This window comes from Streptomyces sp. SLBN-8D4, assembly GCF_049739545.1.
In the GTDB taxonomy this organism is placed as follows: Bacteria; Actinomycetota; Actinomycetes; order Streptomycetales; family Streptomycetaceae; genus Streptomyces; species Streptomyces canus_C.
In genome coordinates this window covers 4,670,952-4,692,491 of the sequence record NZ_JBMGQC010000001.1, presented here as the reverse complement: position 1 = coordinate 4,692,491, position 21,540 = coordinate 4,670,952, and the positions used below count along the sequence as shown (strand labels likewise).

The 21,540-nt window shown below is 69.1% G+C and carries 14 protein-coding genes; 5 read left to right on the top strand and 9 right to left on the bottom strand.

Annotation, left to right across the window (positions count from 1 at the left end; all coding sequences use genetic code 11):
- Positions 1 to 59: 59 nt before the first annotated feature.
- Positions 60 to 1,055, bottom strand: a complete 996-nt coding sequence (locus RKD20_RS21100) for a helix-turn-helix domain-containing protein (RefSeq protein WP_424879085.1) — start codon at positions 1,053 to 1,055, stop codon at positions 60 to 62.
- A gap of 161 nt (positions 1,056 to 1,216) precedes the next feature.
- Between RKD20_RS21100 and RKD20_RS21095 the strand changes: the two genes are divergently transcribed.
- The 3 genes from RKD20_RS21095 to RKD20_RS21085 all read left to right on the top strand — a co-directional run bounded on the left by RKD20_RS21095 (position 1,217) and on the right by RKD20_RS21085 (position 3,217).
- Positions 1,217 to 1,525 (top strand): hypothetical protein, encoded by a 309-nt coding sequence (locus tag RKD20_RS21095; RefSeq protein WP_424879084.1) that lies wholly within the window; start codon positions 1,217 to 1,219, stop codon positions 1,523 to 1,525.
- 170 nt (positions 1,526 to 1,695) lie between these two features.
- Entirely contained in the window at positions 1,696 to 1,866 is a 171-nt protein-coding gene (locus RKD20_RS21090; protein ID WP_424879083.1) for a hypothetical protein, read from the top strand.
- Between the two features lie 163 nt (positions 1,867 to 2,029).
- Complete coding sequence (locus RKD20_RS21085; protein WP_424879082.1) at positions 2,030 to 3,217, top strand: tachylectin-related carbohydrate-binding protein; 1,188 nt, start codon at positions 2,030 to 2,032, stop codon at positions 3,215 to 3,217.
- A gap of 339 nt (positions 3,218 to 3,556) precedes the next feature.
- Here the strand turns inward: RKD20_RS21085 and RKD20_RS21080 are convergent, their stop codons facing one another.
- A complete protein-coding gene (locus tag RKD20_RS21080; RefSeq protein WP_424879081.1) occupies positions 3,557 to 4,846 on the bottom strand; it encodes a tachylectin-related carbohydrate-binding protein in 1,290 nt (429 codons plus the stop codon).
- A gap of 499 nt (positions 4,847 to 5,345) precedes the next feature.
- Here RKD20_RS21080 and RKD20_RS21075 point away from each other — a divergent pair, with 499 nt between their 5' ends.
- On the top strand, positions 5,346 to 6,080 hold the full coding sequence (locus RKD20_RS21075; RefSeq protein ID WP_424879080.1) for a DUF899 domain-containing protein: 735 nt from the start codon (positions 5,346 to 5,348) through the stop codon (positions 6,078 to 6,080).
- 210 nt (positions 6,081 to 6,290) lie between these two features.
- On the opposite strand, the gene RKD20_RS21070 is transcribed toward RKD20_RS21075, so the two are convergent.
- The 7 genes from RKD20_RS21070 to RKD20_RS21040 form a co-directional block, all read right to left on the bottom strand.
- Entirely contained in the window at positions 6,291 to 8,942 is a 2,652-nt protein-coding gene (locus tag RKD20_RS21070; RefSeq protein WP_424879079.1) for an RICIN domain-containing protein, read from the bottom strand.
- Between the two features lie 1,038 nt (positions 8,943 to 9,980).
- Positions 9,981 to 13,172, bottom strand: coding sequence for an RICIN domain-containing protein (locus RKD20_RS21065; RefSeq protein ID WP_424879078.1), 3,192 nt, complete (start codon positions 13,170 to 13,172; stop codon positions 9,981 to 9,983).
- 84 nt (positions 13,173 to 13,256) lie between these two features.
- The gene (locus tag RKD20_RS21060) at positions 13,257 to 15,011 is read right to left on the bottom strand and encodes an amylo-alpha-1,6-glucosidase (protein WP_424879077.1); all 1,755 of its coding nucleotides are present in this window, start codon (positions 15,009 to 15,011) and stop codon (positions 13,257 to 13,259) included.
- A 63-nt stretch (positions 15,012 to 15,074) separates the two neighbouring features.
- A complete protein-coding gene (locus RKD20_RS21055) occupies positions 15,075 to 15,920 on the bottom strand; it encodes a carbohydrate ABC transporter permease (protein ID WP_424879076.1) in 846 nt (281 codons plus the stop codon).
- Complete coding sequence (locus tag RKD20_RS21050) at positions 15,917 to 16,900, bottom strand: carbohydrate ABC transporter permease (protein ID WP_424879075.1); 984 nt, start codon at positions 16,898 to 16,900, stop codon at positions 15,917 to 15,919. The genes RKD20_RS21055 and RKD20_RS21050 overlap by 4 nt, the downstream gene beginning before the upstream one ends.
- Before the next feature lie 20 nt (positions 16,901 to 16,920).
- Complete coding sequence (locus tag RKD20_RS21045; protein ID WP_424879074.1) at positions 16,921 to 18,165, bottom strand: sugar ABC transporter substrate-binding protein; 1,245 nt, start codon at positions 18,163 to 18,165, stop codon at positions 16,921 to 16,923.
- 162 nt (positions 18,166 to 18,327) lie between these two features.
- Complete coding sequence (locus RKD20_RS21040) at positions 18,328 to 19,383, bottom strand: LacI family DNA-binding transcriptional regulator (RefSeq protein ID WP_424879073.1); 1,056 nt, start codon at positions 19,381 to 19,383, stop codon at positions 18,328 to 18,330.
- Between the two features lie 747 nt (positions 19,384 to 20,130).
- Here RKD20_RS21040 and RKD20_RS21035 point away from each other — a divergent pair.
- A complete protein-coding gene (locus RKD20_RS21035; RefSeq protein WP_424879072.1) occupies positions 20,131 to 21,444 on the top strand; it encodes a hypothetical protein in 1,314 nt (437 codons plus the stop codon).
- Positions 21,445 to 21,540: the final 96 nt, after the last annotated feature.

Genomic DNA, 21,540 nt, shown 5'->3' with positions numbered 1-21,540 from the left:
CCGGCGGGTGACCGGCGGGTCCGCGGTGCTGTCGAAGGCGTCCGGCCGGGAGCCCGGTGTCAAGGTCGGGTCGGGAGCCAGCCCTGCTGCACGGCGCGTACGCCGGCCTCGAAGCGGCTGCGTGCGCCGAGGCGGTCCATCAGTTCGGAGGCGATCCGCCGGGCCGTGCGATGCGACACTCCGAGCCGCTTGGCGATCGCCTCGTCGGTGTGGCCCTCGGCCAGTAGGCGCAGGGCGGTGGCCTGCTGGCCGGTGAGCCCGTTCGGATCGGTGGGGACGACTTGCCCGAGCGGCTGGGCGGCCTCCCAGGTGGCCTCGAAGAGCGCGCACAGCGCGGTGAGTGTGCCCTGCCCGGTCAGGAGGACCGCGCCGGCGGCGGTGTCGTCGCTGCTGACCGAGATCATGGCGATCCGCCGGTCCATCAGGATCATCCGGGTCGGCAGCGACGGCACCGTGCGAACCTGGCCACCCAGCCGGGCCAGCCAGTCGGCGTGTTCGACGGTGGGCCGGTTGGTGCGGACGCTGTCGAGGTAGATCGTGCGCATGCTCACCCCGCGGGCGAGCAGATCCTGGTTGAGCGGCCGTGACGCGGCCATGTTCTCGGCGGTCTGCGGCCCGCCCGGGGCGAAGGCCAGGAACTCCTCGCTCACCTCACGGGTGAGCACGGCCAGCCGGTCGCGTATCTGGTCGAGGCCGACCAGTTGCTCCACGTCGGGATGGCTGGCGGCCGGACGGAGCTCCGCGTACTCGGAGATGAGCTGGGCCGCGGCAGCCCGCGAGGCTTCCAGGCGCTGCTGGTGGGCCGCCAGTTGTGCCTGCTGCCGGGCCATCAGGATTTCCATCCCGATGTCCGGGGAGACCGCCCGGAGCCGGCCCGCGTCTCCGGCGGCGGGGCGCACCAGAGCCAGTTCACTGAGTGTGTCGAGCGCCTCTCGCACCTGTTCCTCGGGCACCCCTACGGAATCGGCGAGGGCCGCGACACCGGCGGCCGGCTGTCTGAGCATGGCGCGGTACACCGTCTCGCCGACGGAATCGAGTCCGAGTGTGGTCAGCATGTGGTCCCCCAGTATTCCTGCACGGAACATCCCCTTGTCCGAACGAGATCTTCGCAGAGGGGTGCGGGATCGTCACCAGGGAAGGACGGAACGGGCCCCGGCCGCAACCGGCCTGCCGCGGCACTGTCAGGCCGACGGCAACCGCTGAGACTCTGGAGCCCATGTACCTCGTCCACGCGCACCTGGCTCTGCCTTCGGGTGAACAACCGCCCCCGAACATCGCGGCTGTGGTGCGCTCCGCGATCAGTGCCGGCGACCGCGTCGAGCACGTCGCCGTACACACCCGTCCCGGGTCCGGACTCACGCTCGGCTTCTACGTGCTGGCCGGTGGGCTCGAGGAGGCGGAGGAGCGGGCGGTTCGGGTCTGCGACCGACTCCTGCGAGAGGTACCGCAGTTGGCGACGGCCCGGCTGACCGGGGCCGGGGTGCCGCTGATGCCGCTGGCCTTCGCGCCGCAGCCGGTGGACTGAAGCGGCCCGTGTGGACGCATGAGTCCAAGGCCCTTTCCGTCCATCCCTGAACTCTGTTCACAGGCCTGAGCTGCGACGAAGCTATCGATCACCGGCCGGCCGAAGCGTCACCGCGGGACGCGAGGCAGACCGGACACCGCAGTTCACCTCCGGATGGAACGGAAACAGCCATGCTTCGCACCCGCATCGCCAAGGCCGCCGCGGTCGCCTCCTTCGTCATCGTGGCGGCACTCACCGGCCCGGCCATCGCGTCCCCGTCCGAGGCAGACGCGGCTGCGACCTCCTCCGTTCTCGCTGACGCCGGCTGGCAGGTCGCCCCGGCTGACGCCGGCTGGCAGTAGTCCGCTCGCGCCGCCACTCACCTCAACGATCCTTCGTGCACCAACGCCCGCTCGTAGGTGATCGGTTGTGCCTTCTCCGCCGATTCCGGGCCACGCCATTTCCCACCGTCCGATGGCTGCCTGCCTGCCTGCCGGACCGCAACCGCCCCAGGGGGAACGAAAAATGATGAACATCCGCAAACCCGGCCGTAGAGTCGCGGGCCTGTTGGCGGTCGGCGCCCTCAGCACCGCGCTCCTCACGGTGACCGCGCCCCTGGCCGAGGCGGCCACCACCTGCTCGGGCGGCGTCAACATCTATGGCGTACTCGACGACGGCAGGCTGACGTTCAGTCAGCTCAACCCGGCCACCGGAGACCTCGCCAAGGTGCTCGTGGGGCCTGACCTCGGTTTCGAGCCGCAGGCCATGGCGACCCTCAACTTCAACACCGTCCTGCTGACGTCGACCTCCGGCGCCCTCTACCGCGTCGACATCAAGACCAACAACACCAGCCTCGCCCTGATGAACGCACCGGTGAAGATCGCCGACAGTGGCTGGACCCACGACAAGCTCACCTACGACGGTCACGGCCATCTCTACGGCACCACCGCGGCCGGTCTGCTGCTGCGCTACAACGTGACCGAGGACAAGCCGGCCGGCTCCCAGCACATCGGCGTGCGCACCGAGATCGACACGGGGTTCGTCCTGAAGACCCTCACCGCCACCGGCGACGACCGGCTCAGCGCCACCACCGAGGACGGACGGCTGCTCGACTACACCATCGCCGGCGCCGGCTCCTGGAAGGGCAACACCCTCAAGTCCTCCGGCTGGTCCGGCTTCAACCAGCTCGTCTCGCCCGGCTCCGGCCTCTACTACGGCCGCCTGTCCACCGGTGCCATGTACTGGTACAAGGACGCCAACCCGACCGACGGCTCCGGTTCCGACATCTCGTACCACCTCGACGACCCGGTCAACACCCGGGGCTGGACGCAGAAGCTGCTGTCCGCCCAGCCGGGCACCTACACCTGCACCACCCCCACGGACACGGTCGACCGCGACAACATCACCGAGGTCAAGGCCGCCGGCCGGCAGCTGATGAACAACAAGGACGCCTCCTGGGCCACCTCCGCGCAATGGGCCTGCCTGGAGACGCTCTGGGACCACGAGAGCAACTGGCGCTGGAACGCGACGAACCCGTCGTCCGGTGCCTACGGCGTTCCGCAGGCGCTGCCCGCCACCAAGATGGACGTCGCGGGCGACGACTGGAAGCAGAACCCCCTCACCCAGATCAAGTGGGGTCTGAGCTACATCGACGGCCGCTACGGCTCCCCGTGCAACGCCTGGAACTTCTGGCAGGCGAACAACTGGTACTGATACCGGCGGACCCGAAAAGGGCGGCGCCCCCTCGAACCGAGGGGGCGCCGCCCTTTTCGCGTGGGCGTAGGCGTAGGCGGATGGGAATTAGGTCCTCGGCGAGTCCATGGAGTCGACCGCACTGCTCACGGTATGCCGACGCCCCGTACTCGTGGTCCGGGACGTGCGCGGTGGTGTCGAAGCCGCCCTGGCGCTCTCCGTGTACGTCACATCAGCACGATCCGGGTGTCCTCGTCGGCGTTGCGCACGGGGACGGGCACGGGCACGGGCACGGTAGGTGAAACGCGAGAGGGCCCCGCCGGGGTCGGCGGGGCCTTCGAGGTAGGTAGTGGGGGCGCGTCAGGCGATCTTGTCGTAGCGCAGGGCGATGTAGGACGAGGCCGGGTGGCTGTCGATGGTGCCGCTGTAGACGTTCGCGGTCGAGTAGTTCATGTCCGAGGACGGGCTGCCCTCGGAGTAGTAGTAGAAGGAGCCGGCGTCCTGGTCCTTCCAGCCCGCGAAGAGGACCACGTGCCCCTCGCCGCTGGAGTTCAGCGCGTCACCGGGCCGGAGGTCGGCCTTGGAGATCTGCGTGCCCGCGCCGGGGAGGGACGACGTCGTCAGCGAGGTGGTGAGGTGCCAGGCCATGGAGACGAACCCGGAGCAGTCGGTGCGGTACGAGTGGTCGCCGTCGACGTCGCTCGCGTAGGCGCTCTGGCTGTACTGGACGTTGCGGCTGTACCAGTTTTTGGCTCGGTCGATGACCTCGTTGCGGTAGATCGTGCCGCCCTGGACGGACTTCGGCGGGGCCGGCGCCACGTAGGCGCAGTTGTCCGCGTAGGCCGACAGCAGGCTCTGGGTCCAGCCGGACGCGTCCACCGGGTCGTTGGGGTGGTACGCGATGTCGCTGCCGTCGCCGTCGGTCGGGTCCGAGTCGTGGTACCAGTACATGCCGCCGTTGGTACGGCCGTAGTAGAGGCCGCCGCCCGGCGAGGAGAGCGAGTCCACCCCCGACCAGCCGCTCGACTTCAGGACCGCGCGGTCCCAGTCGTTCACACCGTTGATCTTGTAGCTGAGCAGGCGGCCGTCCGAGGTCGAGGCGATGATGCGGTCGTCGCCCGCGGCGGCCAGCGTCTTGAGGACGAAGCCCGTGTCGATCACGACGTGCTGGCCTATGTGGGCCGGCCCTGTGGGCTTGTCCTGCGACACCAGGTACTGGTGGAGCTGCCCGTCGACCGTGCCGTAGAGGTGGCCGGCGCCGTCGTAGACCATCTTGTCGAAGGTCCAGCCGCCGTCCCAGATCTTGGCGACGCCGGCCACCGTGAGGGAGGTGTTGTTGGTCTGGACGTCGACGCGGTAGAGGTCACCGGCGGTCGAAGTGACCAGCACCGTGTTGAAGTTGAGGGTCGCCATCGCCTTGGGCGTGAAGCCGAGGTTCGGGCCGATGAGCGTCTTGACGCGATCCCCGGTGTTCGGCTCGACCTGCGTGTACGTCAGCTTGCCGTCCGAAAGAGTGCCGTAGATCGACACGTTGCCGGTGCACGAGGCGACGGCCTGCGCGGCTCCGCCGGCGACCGTGACCAGACCGAGGGACATCGCACCGACGGCGAGCGCGGCGGAGGTACGGCGGATGGTGTTGCTCAGCTTCATGAGTCTCTCCTGCGGCATGAAAGTCGAGCGGGCGAAGGCACATCCCTGGCCCGGACAGCTGCCCTGCAGGTGCAGCTGTGAAGGATGTCGTGGGGTGTGACGCCCGGTGGCGGTGACTACTTTCGCCGCAGGTCACGGGGGTTGGAAGAGAGATCGCCTGGACGCAAGCGTCCCTGGCCCGTAGCGTCCTGACGGGCCGTCGGCGCGCCGGAGCCGGGCCGGTGAGGCGGTGCGAGGCGTGACAGACGGCGGGCCGGCCGGTGGTGACGGCGGGGGCGGTGCCCGACGGCGCGCTCAGCGTCAGCGAGTGCGAGCGCCCGTCCCACCTCGTGGCGACCGGCGGCATCCCTGACGAGCACCGCCGCCGCCGGGCGCGTAGCGTGGAACGTGAGGCCGGATGGGCACGTAGGTGCGGGCAACTACTGACAGCCGCTGCAGCCGTTGCGGGCGACCGCCGTCGCGGGGCGGTGTTCCCCTTCCACGCCAGGAGGGAATGGCGATGCCGGAGCACAGAGTCGGCACCCTGGAGGAATTCGAGACAGCTCGACAGGAACTCCTCGCGGAGGAGAAGGCGCTCACCCGACGCGGCGACGAACTCGCGCGGAAGCGGCGGGAACTTCCCTGGGTGCCGGTCGACAAGGACTACGGCTTCGAGACCGAGAACGGCACCAAGGCGCTTGCGGACCTCTTCTACGGGCGTTCCCAGCTGCTCGTCTACCACTTCATGTTCGGCCCGTCGTACGAGGCCGGATGCCCGGTCTGCTCCTCGATCGCGGACACCCTCGACGCCAACGCGATCCATCTCAGGGCCAGGGACGTGACGCTGATCTGCTCCTCACGGGCTCCGCTCGACAAGCTCCTCGCCTACCGGGAGCGGATGGGCTGGAGCTTCGACTGGGTTTCCACGGTCGGCGGCGACTTCCACCGGGACCTCGGCTTCCTGTACACCGAGGACGAGTTGAGACTGTTTCTCGAGGGTGACATCCCACCGATGGTGAGCCAGATGGCACAGGCGACGGGCACGGACGTGTTCGGGTATGTCACCGAGGGCCCCGGGCTCAGCGCCTACGCGTTGTCCGACGGCATGGTCTACCGGACGTACGTCACCACCGCGCGCGGCCTTGAGCCCGCCATGGCCTACTACGGCCTCCTCGACCGGACCCCGTCGGGCCGCCATGAGCAGGACGAGGAGACCCACTGGCTGCGCCGCCACGACGAGTACGGGGGGACCTGAACGGCCTCGTACGACAACCCGGGCCCGATCGCTGCCTGCCAGGCATGGAGCCCGGAACCGGCGAGAAACGTGCCTGGCCGGCCGAGCTCCCTCGTCGGTGGGGGCGGGCAGTCGCCTGCAGAACCGCGGTGACTCGATGCCCTAGCGAGGGCCCTCAGCCGGAGCGGGGCCGCAGGCCGTTGTGGCTGCGGCCCCGCTCGGGCGTCGGGGTCAGGACGGGTCGCCGTACTGGAGGCCGCGTCCGTTGGTGCCGATGTAGACGCGTCCGTAGGTGTCGGGGTCGCCGGTGATCATGCCGAGGCTGCCGATGGCGCCCCACTGGTGGGCGTCGTCGTTGACGCGGAGCCAGGTGGCGCCCTTGTCGGTGGAGCGGAAGACTCCGGTGACGTCCTTGACGGTGCCGATCAGGTACAGGGCCTGGTAGTCGGTGCCCGTCTTGGCCTTGCCGAAGCCGAGGGCGGAGGCGGACTTCACCGACCCGAGCGTGGTGAAGGCGCGCCCGCCGTCGGTGGAGTGCAGCAGCCCCTTGTCACCACCGGCAATCCACAGGTCTCCCGCCATGCCCGGGACGGCCGCGAGCCGGCCGGAGGGCAGGTTGCCGGCGCGGGCGGTGAAGGTCGCGCCGCCGTCGGTGCTGGCGTACAGCGTGCCGCCGGACAGGGAGTAGAAGGTATTGGCCGAGGAGCGGTCGGCGACGACCACGGCGTCGGTGCCCAGGCCGCTGACCTTCGACCAGCTCGCTCCCTTGTCGGTCGAGCGGTACGGGGCCCGGCCGCCCTCGGTCCACACGATGGTGGAGCCGTCCGCGGAGAGGGCGACATGGCCGCTGTTCGCGCTGGGGACCGGTTCCGCGGTGAAGCCGTTCCAGGTGCTGCCACCGTCGGTGGAGTAGGCGCCGTCCTGCGCGCCGCCGGTGCCGACGCGGACCATCATCGCGGGGGACGACTGGGCGAAGTCGATGTCGGTGCTGCTGCTCATCAGCGGGTTCTTCAGCCGTCCGGCGGGTACCTCGGTCAGGGAGTCGTGGCGGAAGCCGCCCTGGTCGCCCATGGAGGTGATGACGGTGGCGCCGCCGGGCGGAGCGATCGCGTCCGCCAGCGAGGTCTCCTCCAGCCCGCGGGCCCCGGAGGCCCAGTGGCTGGTGCCACCACTGTCGGAGGCGTTCGCGTCCTTGCTGCGCCAGATGCCGTTGCCGGTGCCGTACAGCACGTGCCCGGAGTCGAAGGGGTCGATGGCCAGCGCGGTCATCCAGTGCCCGGTGTTGGTGCCGACGTACGGAGCGCCGGAGGCATCGCGCTGTGACTTGTCGGCCAGGGCCTTCCAGGTCGTGCCGCCGTCGGTGGTCCGGTAGATCTCGTCCTCGGGCCACCAGCGGTCCAGGGTGGTGACCATCACCGTGGACGGCTTCTGCGGATCGACGGCCAGACCGGAGAACCCGTAACCACCCTGCGACGGCGAGATGTTCTTCCACGCGCCGCCGGCCGGGGCGTACTTCCACACCGAGCCCGCCGTCGCGTCCATGGGGCCGATGCTGTTGCTGTAGGACAGGTACAGCGTCCCGTCACCGGTGACCACACCGTGCTGCGGCGTCTGGCCGGTGGGCTGCCCGGAAAGCGCCTGCCAGCTGCTGCCGCCGTCGGTGGAGCGGTACAAAGACGTGGACGTGTCGTTGACGCCGACGTAGACCGTGTTGCTGCCGGACGGGCCGTACGTCACGAAGGAGATGCCCGCGCCGGTGCTCGCCCCGCCCTTGACGGGGAACGCGGAGACCTGGCTCCATGTCACGCCGTAGTCGGTGCTGCGCCACAGGCCGTTCTTGCGGGTGCCCAGCAGCAGGGTGCCGTGGTTCGCGGGGTCGACCACGAGCCGCTCGCCCGCCCCGCGGCCGGGTTCGTTGCCGCCCAGCTTGAACGGCAGATCGGTCCGCTGGAAAGTACGGCCCCGGTCGGTGGAACGCAGGATCGCGCCGTTGCCCGCCCACTCGTTGGTGTAGGTGCCCGTCGCGAGGTAGAGCCGGCCCGGGTCGACGGGGTCGGTGGCCAGCGCGTCGATGCCCAGCAGGTTCCAGTCCTTCTCACCGAGCCAGTCGGTCAGCGGGATCCACTGCTCGGCCGCGGTGTCCCAGCGGTAGGCGCCGCCCATGTCGGTGCGCGCGTACAGCAGGCCCTTCTCCTTCTGGTTGAACACCAGCCCGGTGACGTAACCGCCGCCCACCACCTGGGCGTTCTTCCACACATACGGTCCGGCCGCGGCCGTGGTCTGCGCACCGCCGGTCCCGGCCGTCTGGGTCCCGGCCGTCTTCACCAGCTTCCACTGCTGGTTGGTGCTGCCCCTGCTGGGATATTGGATGATCGGCGCGCCCTGGGCCGTGGAGCCTCCGGAGACGTCCAGGACCTGGCCGCTCCTGCGGGAGGTGAAGGTGACGGCGTCGGAACCGCTCACATCGTCGATCCGCCACTCCTGGGAGGTGGAGGAGCTGTCGGTCTGCTGCTCGGCGGCGGCCGCCTGGGCGGTCGAATCGCCCGCTATGCCGAGCATCTTGCCGCTGTTGCGGTTCACCAGTTCGTAGTAGCCGTCCCCCGTGGGCTTCAGCTTCCACTGCTGGTTGGCGGTGTTCTGGTCGGTCCACTGCTGGATACGGGTGCCGTCGGCAGTGGAGAAGCCGTTGACGTCCATCACCTTGCCGCTGCGCACGGAGACCAGTCTGTAGTAGGCATCACCGTCGACCGTCGCGGCCTGCGAATCCTCCTGCGCGAACAGGAGATACGGCACGACTGCGAGGGGCACGCCGAGCAGCAGAGCAGTGGCGGTCCAGCGACGGCGGTGACGCCCGCGGCGCCCGCCGTTCGTGGGGTTGTTCATGGGGAGGTGCTCTCCTTGCATGCCGTTCACCGGAGGTCCGGATCCAGACACCGAACTGGCCGGATCCGATCCCTAGTGGTCACAGGCTCCGCAAAGGGTTGCCTCGAGCCGGGAACTTTTTCAGGGCCACGGTGATCGGGGTCGGCGGCTACCGGGACACCGGCCTGCTCATCCCGCACCACCACCGCAGGCGTGGCGGGCGCGGTCGAGCCGAGTCGCGGCCCGGGAGTGCGGAACCCAACGCCTCCGACCGCAAGGTCCGCTCCCGCCTCCCGGCATTCCTGCGCCGGGAGCTCCGCCGGCACCTGGACCTGTACGCCGAGAAGGGGTCGGTCGGGCTGCTTCTCGTAGGGGAGAAGGGGGGCAGCGTTTCCGGCGCACCCCCTTCGATCGCTCCCAGTCGCGCTGTCTCGGCGGCCAGGCAGGAGGGCGCGTCCTGTTCCGCCCGTTGCCCGGCCGCAGCCCTCTCCGCGCGTGCCGGCCGTCCCACGCCCTGAAGATGGAACACCCGGGCTTCGGCGAGCGCCCATGACAGGCTCAGTTGGGGGCCGTCCGCGATGGCGGCATCGCGCTCTGCCTCCTGCTGAGCCCGCTCGGACTACGGTGCGCTGAGGGCTCACCGACAAGTGAAGCCCCGGGCCGCTGACCTGGGGCTTCAAGAAGAGCGGGTGACGAGAATCGAAACCCGCTTCAGGGGTGCGGCCGAATCCTTGCCTGGGGTGCCCGGGGCTACTGCGTAGTGCTGTCCTGTCTGGTCAGCACCACGCGGCTTTGCGCTCGATCCCGCTCGTGACACCTCGTGCCAAACCGTCCGCTCACGCATACGAGGGGCGTCGTGGGATCGCGCTGGGCTCCTTTGAACCGTGCCACACGAGGTTCCGTCGTCACGGCGCCCGCCTCAATCTCCCGCCGCCACCGGCGGGTCAACGCGCAGCCCGAGAGGGCCACGACCGGATGTCGTGGCCCTCTCGGGCCCTACAGAGGAGCGGGGCCTCCCGTCACCGGGCCGACCGGGAGAGGGGCGGGATCCGCTCCTGGTCAGTCCTTTCCGGCGAGTCGCCAGATCTGGTTCTTCTTGGTGGTCAGGGTGCTGCCGGTGTCGCAGGTCCACTGGTGGACGAGGGCGCCGGGGGCGGTGGAGATGGTGCTGACGTCCACGCACTTGCCGCTGTGCACGGCGACGAGCTGGTAGTCGTGGCTGTTGCCGAGCGCGGTCACCGGCCGGAGCGTGAAGCGCTGGTTGGGGCCGTTGAGACAGGTCCATTGCTGGACAGCGGCGCCGTCGGCAGTGGAGATCTGGCTGATGTCCAGGCACTTGCCGCTGTAGTGGTTGACGACGGTGTAGGTGTCGGTCGTCCCGGCGACAGGGTGGAAGTCGAAGATCTGCTCCTGTCCGCTCCCGCAGGTGTTCTGCCGGTACTGGGTGCCGTCGGCGGTGGACTGGCCGGGGTTCTCCAGGCAGAGCCCGCTGTGCTGGGCGACGGCCGTGGAGGAGAAGCCGGCCGCGGCGCCGATGTGCAGGCTCGCGGGGGCGAAGGAGACCTGGTCGAGGTGGGGCGCGGAGCTGGACCGCATGGGCTGCCCGATGTCGCTGCCGCCGCCGGAGTAGACGACGCCGATGGTGGTGCCGTCCCAGTTGTACAGCTGTGAGGCGGTGAACTTGACGTTGTTGGCGCCCTTGGTGAGGGTCACGGGGACGGTGTAGTTCTGGAACTGGTTCCAGTGCAGGGTGCTGGCGAAGTTGACGCGGGTGGAGGTGCCGCCGTTGACGCTGACGTCGGCGTGCTCGGCGTACAGGTCGGGGTTGTAGTGGTTGGAGGGCAGTTCCTCGTTGTTGGCGAAGCGCATGGTCATGGCGTAGGTGCCGGCCGTGGGCGCGTTGACGTTGAGGGTGAGGGAGTTGGCGGTTCCGTTGCCGATGCCCTTGACGACGCCACCGTTGGCCTGGCTGTAGGTGTTGTCGACGGCCGCGGTACCGGTGAGGGTGCCGTTCTCGGCCTGGTAGGTGACGACGTTGCCGGTGGTGACGGGGTCCGAGGCGCTGAACGGGGTGACGGCCAGGTCGTCCAGGGCGAGGGTGCCGCCGGAGCCGGTCACCTTGACCTTGTTGATGCCGCCGTTCAGGTACACCCGGTCGGTGGAGGTGTACCAGGCGCCGGTCGTCGCACCGGAGAGTGTCTGGTCGTTGACGGTCTTGCCGTTGACGGTCAGGTCGGCCTGGCCGGTGTTGCGGAAGCGGGCGGTCAGGTCGGCGTATCCGGCCCTCGGCGAGTAGACCCAGAAGGTGGCGGACTTGCCGGAGGTGAGGTTCACCGCGCCCGCGCCGGACTGGCCCTGGGAGGTGTAGGTGGCGGTGCCGCTGTCGGAGAGGCCCGCCTGCTCGGCCTCGTAGAGCGTGGTGCCCTGGACAGAGGCGTCCTTGTACTGGAGGTCGATCTTGTCGATGATCGCGTCGCCGACGGTCGTCGCGCCGTTGTCGCCCGTGGTGGCCAGGGTGATGTTGTGGCTGCCCGCGGTGAGGTGCACGGTGGCGTCGTCGTGTCCCCACACCACCCACTGGAAGCCCACCGGAATGTCGATCCTGGTGGAGGCACCGCCGTCGACCCGCGCGTAGATGTTCGTCGGGCCCTTGACGTCGGGGTCCTTGGCGTAGCTGTTGCCGAACACCGACAGGTTGTAGTCGCCCGTGGTGGGGACGGAGACGGGGAAGGAGATCACCGTGGTGGAGCCGGTGCGCAGGCCCCCGACGTCCTTGGTGCCGGAGGTGGCGAACTTGCCGACGTTGCCGGTGGTGCCTTCGGTGTTGATGTCGTAGCCGCTGCCGCTGAGCGTGGCGTTCTCGGCCTCGTACGTGCCAGTCCACGTGCTGTCGGAGGCGGTGGCGCTGCCGGTGCCGCCCGGCGAGACGATCACCTGGTACGCGGACATGCGGTCAAGGGTGATGGGGACGGTGATCGAGCCGTCGGAGCCCACGGCGACGTCGGCGTCGGAGAGCCGGGTCGGGGTCGCCGCCGCGCCGATGTAGCCGCTGTATCGGTCCTGGAACACGCTGACGTGCACGGTGCTGCCGAAGACAGCGGGGTCGATGTTCTTGACGACCGTGTCGGAGGCACCGCTGGTGCCGCCCCCGGCGAGGATGACCCGGGCCTGCTTCTTGGCCGTGTCCAGACTCGCCACGCCCTGCAGGGTGTACGCGGCGTTGGCTCCGCTGCTGGTGACCTTGACGGTGTTGCCGCCCTTCATGGAGCTGTACCAGTTGTACAGCCACCACTGGGCGTTGGGCGTGTTCTGAGCCGCGGCGGAGTCGCCGAGGTTGCCGTTGATGTTCCAGTACGGCAGGTTGCCGTCGACCTTCTCGTCCTCGATGCCCGCGATCCACTGGACCATCTGGCCGGGGTCGGTCAGGTGGTAGCGGTGGGCGTACTCGTTGAGGTTGACGGTGATCGGGGTGACTCCCGCGGCGGCCTCCGCGGTCCGGTAGGCGTCCACGGTGCTGCGGACGTCCGCCGGGCTGCCCAGGGTGTGCCAGGTCACGACGTCCGGCAGGCAGTTGTTGGTCTTGCAGTAGCTGAGGAAGGTGCCGAGAGCGGAGGCGCTGAAGCCGGCGAGGTTGGGCCCTGCCAGCCGTGCCGCGGGCCAGATGCCCTTGATGAAGTCGTAGGTCTGGCGCCACTCGGAGTTGAAGGCGGCCAGCGTCGACGAGTTGCTCCGCATGCCGTTGAACCAGCCTATGTCCGGCTCGTTGTAGGGCACGAAGACGATGTGACCGGCGTACGGGCTGGCCATCGCCTGCTCGACCTGGGTTCTCATGTACCCCTGGTACTGCGCGTAGCTGGTCCGTTCGTAGACCGTGCGGTACACGTCGGTCATGTAGATCATGACGTCCCTGCCGCCGCTGTCCACGAACGGCTTCGCTATCTCGAGAGCGTCCGATCCGGGGTGCTGCTGACCGTCCTGGTACTTGGTGTTGGTGGTCGTCAGCCCCATCCCCTCGATGAGGTTGTTCGTCGGTACGTCCGGTCCGTACAGGCCGTACAGTGCCCCGGAGGCGCCGCCGCGGAAGGCCCCGGTGGAGTTGCCGAGGTCGACGGTGAGGGTGGGGTTGGCGGCGGAGGCCGGCGTGGCCGTCACGGCGGTGACACCGGCGACGAGGGTCAGCGGAAGCAGCGTCGTCGCGACGCCGCGCAGAAGGCGTCTCGCGGCCGAGCGTCTTTGCCCGAGTGCTGGCATGTGCTTACGTCCCTTCGGATGGGGTTGTTGTCGCTGTACTGCCGGCCCCCGTGCCGGACGTGTGGGTGGGTCGTCGCTCGCGGTTCAGACGACGGTGGTGACGGCGATGTCCGCGCGGTGCTGGTGGTCGCGTGCGAGGAGGAGGTAGCTGCCGGCGGTCCAGGTGTAGGCGCGGTCGCGCAGGCCGGTGCCGGTGAGGGCGTCGAAGTTCTCGGCGAAGCCGTGGGTTTCGCACAGGGCGCGGAAGCGGGCGCTGATGTCGTCGGCCAGGCGGTGGTGGCCGGCTCGGCGCAGGCCGTCCTCGATGAGGACGGTGGCGGGTGCCCAGATCGGACCGCGCCAGTAACCGTCGGACAGGTAGTGCGATGACGTGGGCAGTTCGGTGGCCAGTCCGTACGAGGTCAGGTGGGTCTCGATCCGGGCGGCCAGGGCCTTGCCGACGTGCTCGGGGAGGTGCTCGCCCAGTGCCATCGGCATCAGGTCCAGCAGGCTTGAGCTCGCCCAGGTCGCGGCGCTGTCCGCGCCGCGCGCCATGAACCGCTCTCCTGTCCACAGCTCGTCGAGCATCGCGGCCTGGGTGGCCTCGGCGGTACGAGTCCACCGGCGGGCGTCGTCCGGCTGGTCCAACTCGTCGGCCAGGGCGGCCAGTTCGCGGAGCTGGAGGACGAGGAAGGCGGCCAGGTCTGCAGTGACGACCACGCGCTCAGGGTCGAAGGTGGTGGCGTTGTCCCAGCCGCTGTCGTTGCCGTGCTGGTAGTGGGGCAGGGCGGCGCCGGGAGCGCGCCGGGCGGTGAGCCAGAAGTCCGTCCACCGTGCCAACCTGCCGTAGACCTCGAGGAGATCCTTCCGGCTGAGGGGTTCGGGCAGCAGTCTGCGCAGGTGGGACAAGGCCCAGCCGTGGATGGGCGGTTTGACGAAGTTGTACAGGACCTCGGAGTGGGCCACCGAGTCGGGCAGAGCGCCGGTCTCGTCCTGGTGGTCGAAGGGCAGGGAGAACTGGTCCCAGGCCAGCTGCGGGTGTCCCGGCGCCAGGGCGAGGGCGTTGAAGCAGTGGTCCCAGCTCCAGACCTTGTCCATCCAGTGCTTGGACATCAGCACGGCGGGGCGGGTGACCAGGCCGGCCGGGCGGACGGTCGCCGACCAGACGACGTAGGCGGCGAGTTCGGCGGCCGGGGTGGTGGACGAGCGCCAGGGGGCGACGGCGTCGACGAACTCGGCGAACGACTGTCGCGCGGCCGCCATGACCTCGCCGAAGGTCGCCGACGGCCGGTAGGGCTGTCGCGCACTGTCGAATTCCTCGATCGCGACCTCCCACGATCCGTCGGCCCCGGCGGTGACCGCGAGACCACGGTCACCGGCGCCCAGCGTCTGGGCACCGGACACCTCGGTGACCGTGCCGGACAGCACGGTGATCCGGTAGCGGCGGCCGGTCTCGTACGAGGTGAATATGTGGGCGTTGTCCACGGGGTCGCGGTAGAAGTAGGTCCCGCTGAAGGGGGTCAGGCTCTTCGCCGCCGCGGTGACACGCAGGCCCAGCCGCTCGCCGTGCACGCGTACGGTGTCCGGCGTCTCGTACGCGAGTTCCACACGGCCGCGCTCGCCGATCCAGCTGAGCAGGCCCGGGGCCGCCTCGATACGCGTCTCGGCCCGCTCGCCCGTCGCCGCGTCCAGGGGGACGAGGCGCAGGACGGCGTGCATGCCGTTCTGGTGCGAGACGAGGTGGAGGTCCTCGGCACGTGTCTTCTCCGCCAGCACGGGAGAGAAACCGAACCAGGAGCCGTGTGTGCTGAACGGGATCTCGTGGACGGAGAAGTACGGGCCGGATCGGGCGGCGGTCATGTGGCGTAACTCGTTTCTTGGGCAGTGGAGGTCGGCGGTCTGCCGCCCGGTGACGGGGAGTGGTCAGTCCTTGACGGCGCCGGCGGTCACGCCGGCGGCGACGTAGCGCTGGGCGAGGACGAGGATGACCGTGGCGGGCAGGGAGGCGACGACGGCGGTGGCCATGATGGCGTTCCACTGCTGGTTGTTGTTGCCGATGTAGTGGTAGATGCCGAGGGTGATCGGCTCGTGGGCGCCGCCGTTGGCGAGGGTGCTGGCGAAGATGAAGTCGGACCAGGACCACAGGAACGCGAACAGCGACACGGTGACGACGGAGTTCCGGCTCATCGGCAGGACGATCGACCAGAAGGTGCGCAGGGCCCTTGCTCCGTCCATCTGCGCGGCCTGGATCAGCTCGCCCGGGATGCCGGACATGAACGCCGTGAAGATCAGGACCGCGAAGGGGACGGCGAGGGTGGAGTCGGCGACGATCAGGCCGGGGACGGACTGCAGCAGGCCGAGCTGGAGGTAGATGGCGTAGAAGCCCATCGCCATGATGATGCCGGGGACCATCTGGGCGACCAGGAGGAGGAAGCTGAGTACGCCGCCGCCGCGCGGGCGGAGTTTCGCCAGCGCGTAGCCGGCGGGGGCGGCCAGGGCCACGGTCAGGGCGACGGTGCCCAGGCCGATGACGAGGCTGGTGCCGAGGTAGGGCAACTGCTGGTCGAGGACGGCGCGGTAGCCCTCCAGGGTGCCGTGGGCGGGGAACAGGTCGGGCGGGCTCTTGCGCATGTCCTGGTCGCGGGTGAAGGACACGTTGAGCATCCAGTAGACCGGGAACAGCATGACCGCGGTCAGGAGGACGCCGACGGTCGTCTTGACCCACGTGAGGTTGCGGCGCTGCGGGGTGCTGATGGCGATTCCTGTCATGACAGCGCCTGCTTTCGCTGGACCTTCAGGTAGATCAGGCCGAAGACCAGGGCGGCGACGACGAGCAGGTTGCCGACGGCCGCGCCGGGGCCGAAGGCGGGCAGCAGGTTGCCGAAGCCGAGTTGGTAGGACCAGGTGGCGAACGTGGTGGACGAGTCGGCCGGGCCGCCCTTGGTCATGATCCAGATGATGTCGAAGACCTTGAGCGTGTAGACCAGGCCCAGCAGCAGCGTGATCGCGGACACCGGGCGCAGCAGCGGGAAGGTGATGCTCCAGAAGCGGCGCCAGGCGTTCGCCCCGTCCAGGGCGGCGGCCTCGTACAGGCTGGTGGGGATGGACTGCAGGCCGCTGTAGAGGACGACGAGATTGAAGGGGACGCCGATCCAGATGTTGGCGATGATCACAGAGGTCAGCGACCAGGAGGGTGAGGTCAGCCAGTTCACCGGGCCGATGCCGATGGCGTGCAGAAGGGCGTTGACGATGCCGGAGTCGCTGTTGAGCATCCACGACCAGGTGGACGCCGAGACGATCAGCGGCAGCAGCCAGGGCACGAGGAACAGGGCCCGCAGCGTGGCGGAGAGCCGGAAGTTCTGGTTGAAGAAGACCGCCAACGCGAGCCCGATGGCGTACTGGAAGACCAGACAGACGGCGGTGAAGACCGCGGTGTGCAGCAGGGCCGGGGCGAAGGTCGGATCGTCGAAGACCTTGCGGTAGTTGGCCAGTCCGGTGAAGGGCGCGTCGCCCTGGACGAACGAGCGGACGGTGTAGTTGCGCAGGCTCAGGTCGAGGTTGCGGTAGAGCGGATAGGCGTAGAAGAGAGCGAGGTAGAGGGTGACCGGGGCGAGGAAGGCCCAGGCTGCCCACTGCTGGGAGGTCGGACGGCGCCGGGCTCGGGCGTGGGCCCGGGCCGGGGCGGCGGTGGCCGCCCCGGCCCGGCTCCGCACCGGCCGGCGGTCCGGCACCTGTGTCGTGGATTTCATCGGCTGGCCGGCGTCCTCGACTACTTGACGGCGGACTGCGCCGAGCCGAGGGCGTCCTTCGGCGACGCCGACCCGCTGAGGGCGGACTGGACGGCCTTCCACAGCTGCTCGGATATCTTGGGGTACTTGGTGCCCAGGTCATCACTGGTGCGGCCCTTGGCGGCCTTGACCGCCTCGACCCACGGCTTCAGCTTGGCGTTCGCGGCCACCTGCTTGTCCTGGACCTCGGCGGTGGGGGCCACGTAGGACAGCGTCGTGTCCGTTTCGAGCAGGTTCTGGCTGTTGGTCAGGCAGGACACGAGCTTCTGGGAGGTGGCGTAGCGGCCGGTGTCCTTCTGGACCGGCATCGTGACGAACTCACCGCCTGTCGGGGCTTCCGAGGCGCCTCCCGTGGAGGCGGGGACGGGGATGACCCCGTAGTCGAAGCCGGCCTTGTCGGCGTTGCCGAGCTGCCAGGTGCCGTTCTCCGCGAACGCGTAGTCGCCGCTGGCGAACTCCTGCCAGCTGGTCGTCTGGGTGTTGTTGATCACCGAGTTGGGGGCGTAGCCCTTGTCCAGCCAGCCCTTCCAGAGCGACAGGGCGGAGGCCGCCTGGTCGGAGTCGAGCGCGGTCAGCTTGGCGCCCGAGCCCCAGAACCAGGGCAGGAACTGGAAGCTGCCCTCCTCGGTACCGATCGCGGAGAACGTGATGCCCTTCTTGCCCGCCGCCTTGACCTTCGCCAGGGCCGCCGTCAGCGACGTCCAGTCCTTGACCGAGGAGATGTCCACCCCGGCAGCCTTGAGGACCTTCTTGTTGTAGTAGAGGGCAAGGGTGTTGGCGCCGATCGGCGTGCCGTAGGTCTTCCCGCCCGACTGACCGGCCGCGAGCAGGTTCGGGCTGACCTTCGAGGTGTCCAGCTTGCTGTCGTCGGTAGTGGTGAGCACGCCCGCCTCGGCCAGCGTCGACACCACCGGATTGTCGACGATGAGGATGTCCGAGGAGTTGCCCTGCTGCGCCGCCAGCAGCGCCTTGTTCGTCAGGTCGCTGGTGTCGAAGGCGGTCCGCTTGATCTTCACGCCGGCCTCGGTACCGCAGCCGTCAAGCAGCTTCGCCCACTCCGAGCCCTTGGCGAACTGCGGGTACGGGTCCCAGATCGTGTACGTCTTGCTGTCCGCGGCCTTCGTGGAGGTACCGCTCGCGCCGGAGGAGCACGCGGTGGCGCCGGCGGTGACGGCGGCGACGGTCAGGACTGCGGCGGTGAGACGCCTTCTGCTGGTTCGCTTCATTGCGGGTTCCTCATGGGTGCTCGGCACGGGTGTGCCCTGGAATCGGCACAGGTGTGCCCTGGGAGGGCGGGGTCGGGGACTGCTGGGCTCAGGGCACGGTGAGTCGCGCCTTCGCCCGGAATCGGGTGCAGGGTGCAGGGTGCGGGGGGATGAGGAGGGCGGTCAGGGGTGCGCGGGGGCACCGAGATCGGGGGCGGCGCCGGCGGACCCGGGGCCGGGGGGCGCGGTGCTGGCTCGCAACGAGATCGGCGGCGCGAGCAGGTGGTGACGAGCAGGCGTGGCGGGATGGTTCAGCCGCTCCACGAGCAGTTCCACAGCGAGGCGGCCCATCTGTTCCGCTGGTACGTCCGCCGCGGTGAGCTGCGGGGTCACCGTCTCCGCCCACCTGCCGGCGACCACTCCGGTGACGGAGAAGTCGTGTGGCACCCGGCGGCCGGCCTGGGCCAGCCCCCGGTAGATGCCGCCCAGCGCGGCCTCGTTCAACGTGACCAGGGCAGTGGTCGCCGGGTCGTCGTGCAGGATCCGTTCCAGGCACGCCTGGCCCGAGGCGGCGTCGTCCCCGCAGCAGTACGTCCGGACGGTCAGCCCGCGTTCCGCCGCGGCCTTGGTGAAACCGTCCAGACCGCGGTGCGCGGACTCGTACCCGGCCCGCAGAAGCGGCTCGGGACGGTTGACGAAGGCGACCCGACGGTGACCGAGGTCGGCCAGGTGATGTACACAGGCCGCCGCCAGTGCCGTGTGGTCCAGGCCCACCCACCAGCTGCCCTGCGGGTTCGCGGTGCGGCCGATGGCGACCGAGGGGAATCCCACCTCGGTGAGGTGGTCGAGTCGGTCATCCTGCAGACGCATCTCCATCAGGATCGCGCCGTCGACCCTCCGCTCGCCCAGAAGCCGCTGGAACGAGCGGTCGCTGTCCATGCCGCTCGGCGAGAGCAGCACATCGTAGTCGTGGGCCGCGGCGGCCTCGGTGACGCTGCCGATGAAGTCCAGCTGCATGCCGGTGTAGTGGTTCCCGGCCGGCGGGAAGACCAGACCGATGGTGTTGGTCCGGCCGTTGGCCAAAGCCCGAGCACTCGCGTTGGGCTGGTAGCCCAGTTCGTCGATGACTCGCTGGATCTTGCGGCGGGTGTCCTCGGACACCGGGCGCTTGCCGCTCAGGGCATACGACACGGTGCTCCGCGAGACACCGGCCTTCTTGGCAATCTCACCGATGTTCACGGGGACTCCTCGCCGAAGACAGTCGAACCGGTTCGGTTCTACAGGTGAACCAAGCCGACCGATTACCGACCATCGAACCGGTTCGCGTGAAGTGAAGGTAGGAGCAAGCCGGACGGGTGTCAACGCCTCGCGGTCGATTTCTCGTAACGACCCGGAAACGTCGTCGAGCAGAGATGGGTGTCCGGATTGCCTCGGTAAGCACCCGCTTATCGGTTGGCTCGAGGTCGGATGTGAGGACCTGTGCACCCTGTCCGGGTCCGAACGGTCGGCCGCGCTCGTCCAGGTGACCCGTGTCGAGACTGTTGCCGGCCAGATTCCTCGATGCTAGGTTTCGTCGAACCGGTTCGATGAAATCGAGCGACAGACATGATCCCGTTCGAGACGACAACGACATGCACCGGGATGCCGATCAGTGCCCCTTCCTCCCTCTGTACTCGGCGACCGGATCGCGCGCTCGGACGGACCGGTTGGCCGGCGAAAGACCGCTGGACGATCCGGTACGGGGCGACATCGCGCGGGGCTCTCCGTAGTCGGCTGAGGATCGGGACGCTCGTGCGGCCGACGCCTTGAGGCGCCAAGTCCTAACTGTCCAGGGGTACTTGGCTACGTCGAAGTTCTGCGCCCGCTCCCAATTGCCGTGCGTTCCATGCCGAGCAGTGGATATAAAGACGGACGGCCGGGCGGGCGTTCCGAAGAGGGCCCCGTCGTCGAACGCGTCAGAGGTGGGTCGCAATGTTGTTGTGGAGGATGCGCAGATGGGTCACGGTGACCGCCGCGGCCGCCGCGCTCGGCATGGGAGGTGTGACAGCCGCGCACGCCGCGGATCAGCCGGAGGTCACCTATGCGGGGAGCGTGTCGGACGATCTCGGGATCCTGCAGATCAATGCCCGGTCCGGGGCCGACATCACGGGCATCACGGCACACCTGGTCTCGTACGCCTCGCAGACCGAAGTCGCCGAGATCGGGACCAAGGACTTCCGGCTCTTCTCCGGCACCCGTCAGGACGGCAACTGGCGTACCAAGAAGCCTTTGAAGCTTCCGGAGTTCGGCTCCTACCGCATCGATGTGGAGGTGACGGACGGCGAGGGCGGCCATGTGCTGAGTCGGTCCGCGGGGGACTTCGCCTACTTCGTCGTGGCGCAGTTCGGCGCGCTCACCGTCGACCGTACCGCCATCGACCGGGAACACCGTGACGTGCGGGTGGAGGGGACGCTGTACGGGCGGTGGCCGACCCGTCAGGTGAAGCCCCTCGTGGCACGTCAGGTCGAGATCAATGTCGACTACTCGACGCAGACCACTGTGACCACCGACGCCCAGGGTCACTTCACCGCCTCGGTGCGGCTCGACGCGGCCGCGCCCATCCAGGCCGTGTTCAGCATGGACGGTGGCACGCCGACGGTGCTTTACGGGGAGTCGGAGCCGGTTCAGATCGGTGTCGACCAGATTCCCACCCGTTTCACGTCCACGGTTGGTTCGACCGACATCGACTTCGGTCAGCCGGTCACGCTGAGCGTCAAGGTCGAGCAGAAGACCGCGGACGGCTGGGTGCCGCTGGCCGGGCAATCCGGGGGCGTCCTGTTCGGCCCCGACGACGCGCAGACCGACCTCGTGGGTCGCTTCACCACTGCTGACGACGGCACTTTCACGATGGCGTACACGCCGTGGCAGGGCGGCCGCTTCCAGCTCGCCCTGGACACCTCGGACGACCCGTTCCTCCAGGCCGGCACCGGCACGAGCGACGTCGTCCACGTGCACCGGGCGTCGGAGTTCACAGCCTTCACGGCCGCCCGCTCCGACACGGGACAGGTCCACACCGAGGGGCTCATCGACTTCCCCGACGGGTGGACGCCCGCCTCGATCAACGTCCACATCCAGTACTCGCCCGACGGCGTGAACTGGTCGACGCTCACCACGGTCGAGGCTTCCTGGGGCGGCAACGGCAACGATTTCGCCGCGGACCTCGACCACAGTGGCGCCGGCTACTACCGGGCCGTCTTCGACGCGGATGACAACTTCCAGTCGGCCACCTCGCAGACGGTCTTCGTGCCGGCGTCCGCCTAGGGCCGATGCCGCTCCCACACGCAGGGCGCTTCAGCCCGGCCAAGGCCGCCGGGTGCGACGCCGGGGAACCTGCCCCGCAGGCGGGGGCCCGGCGGT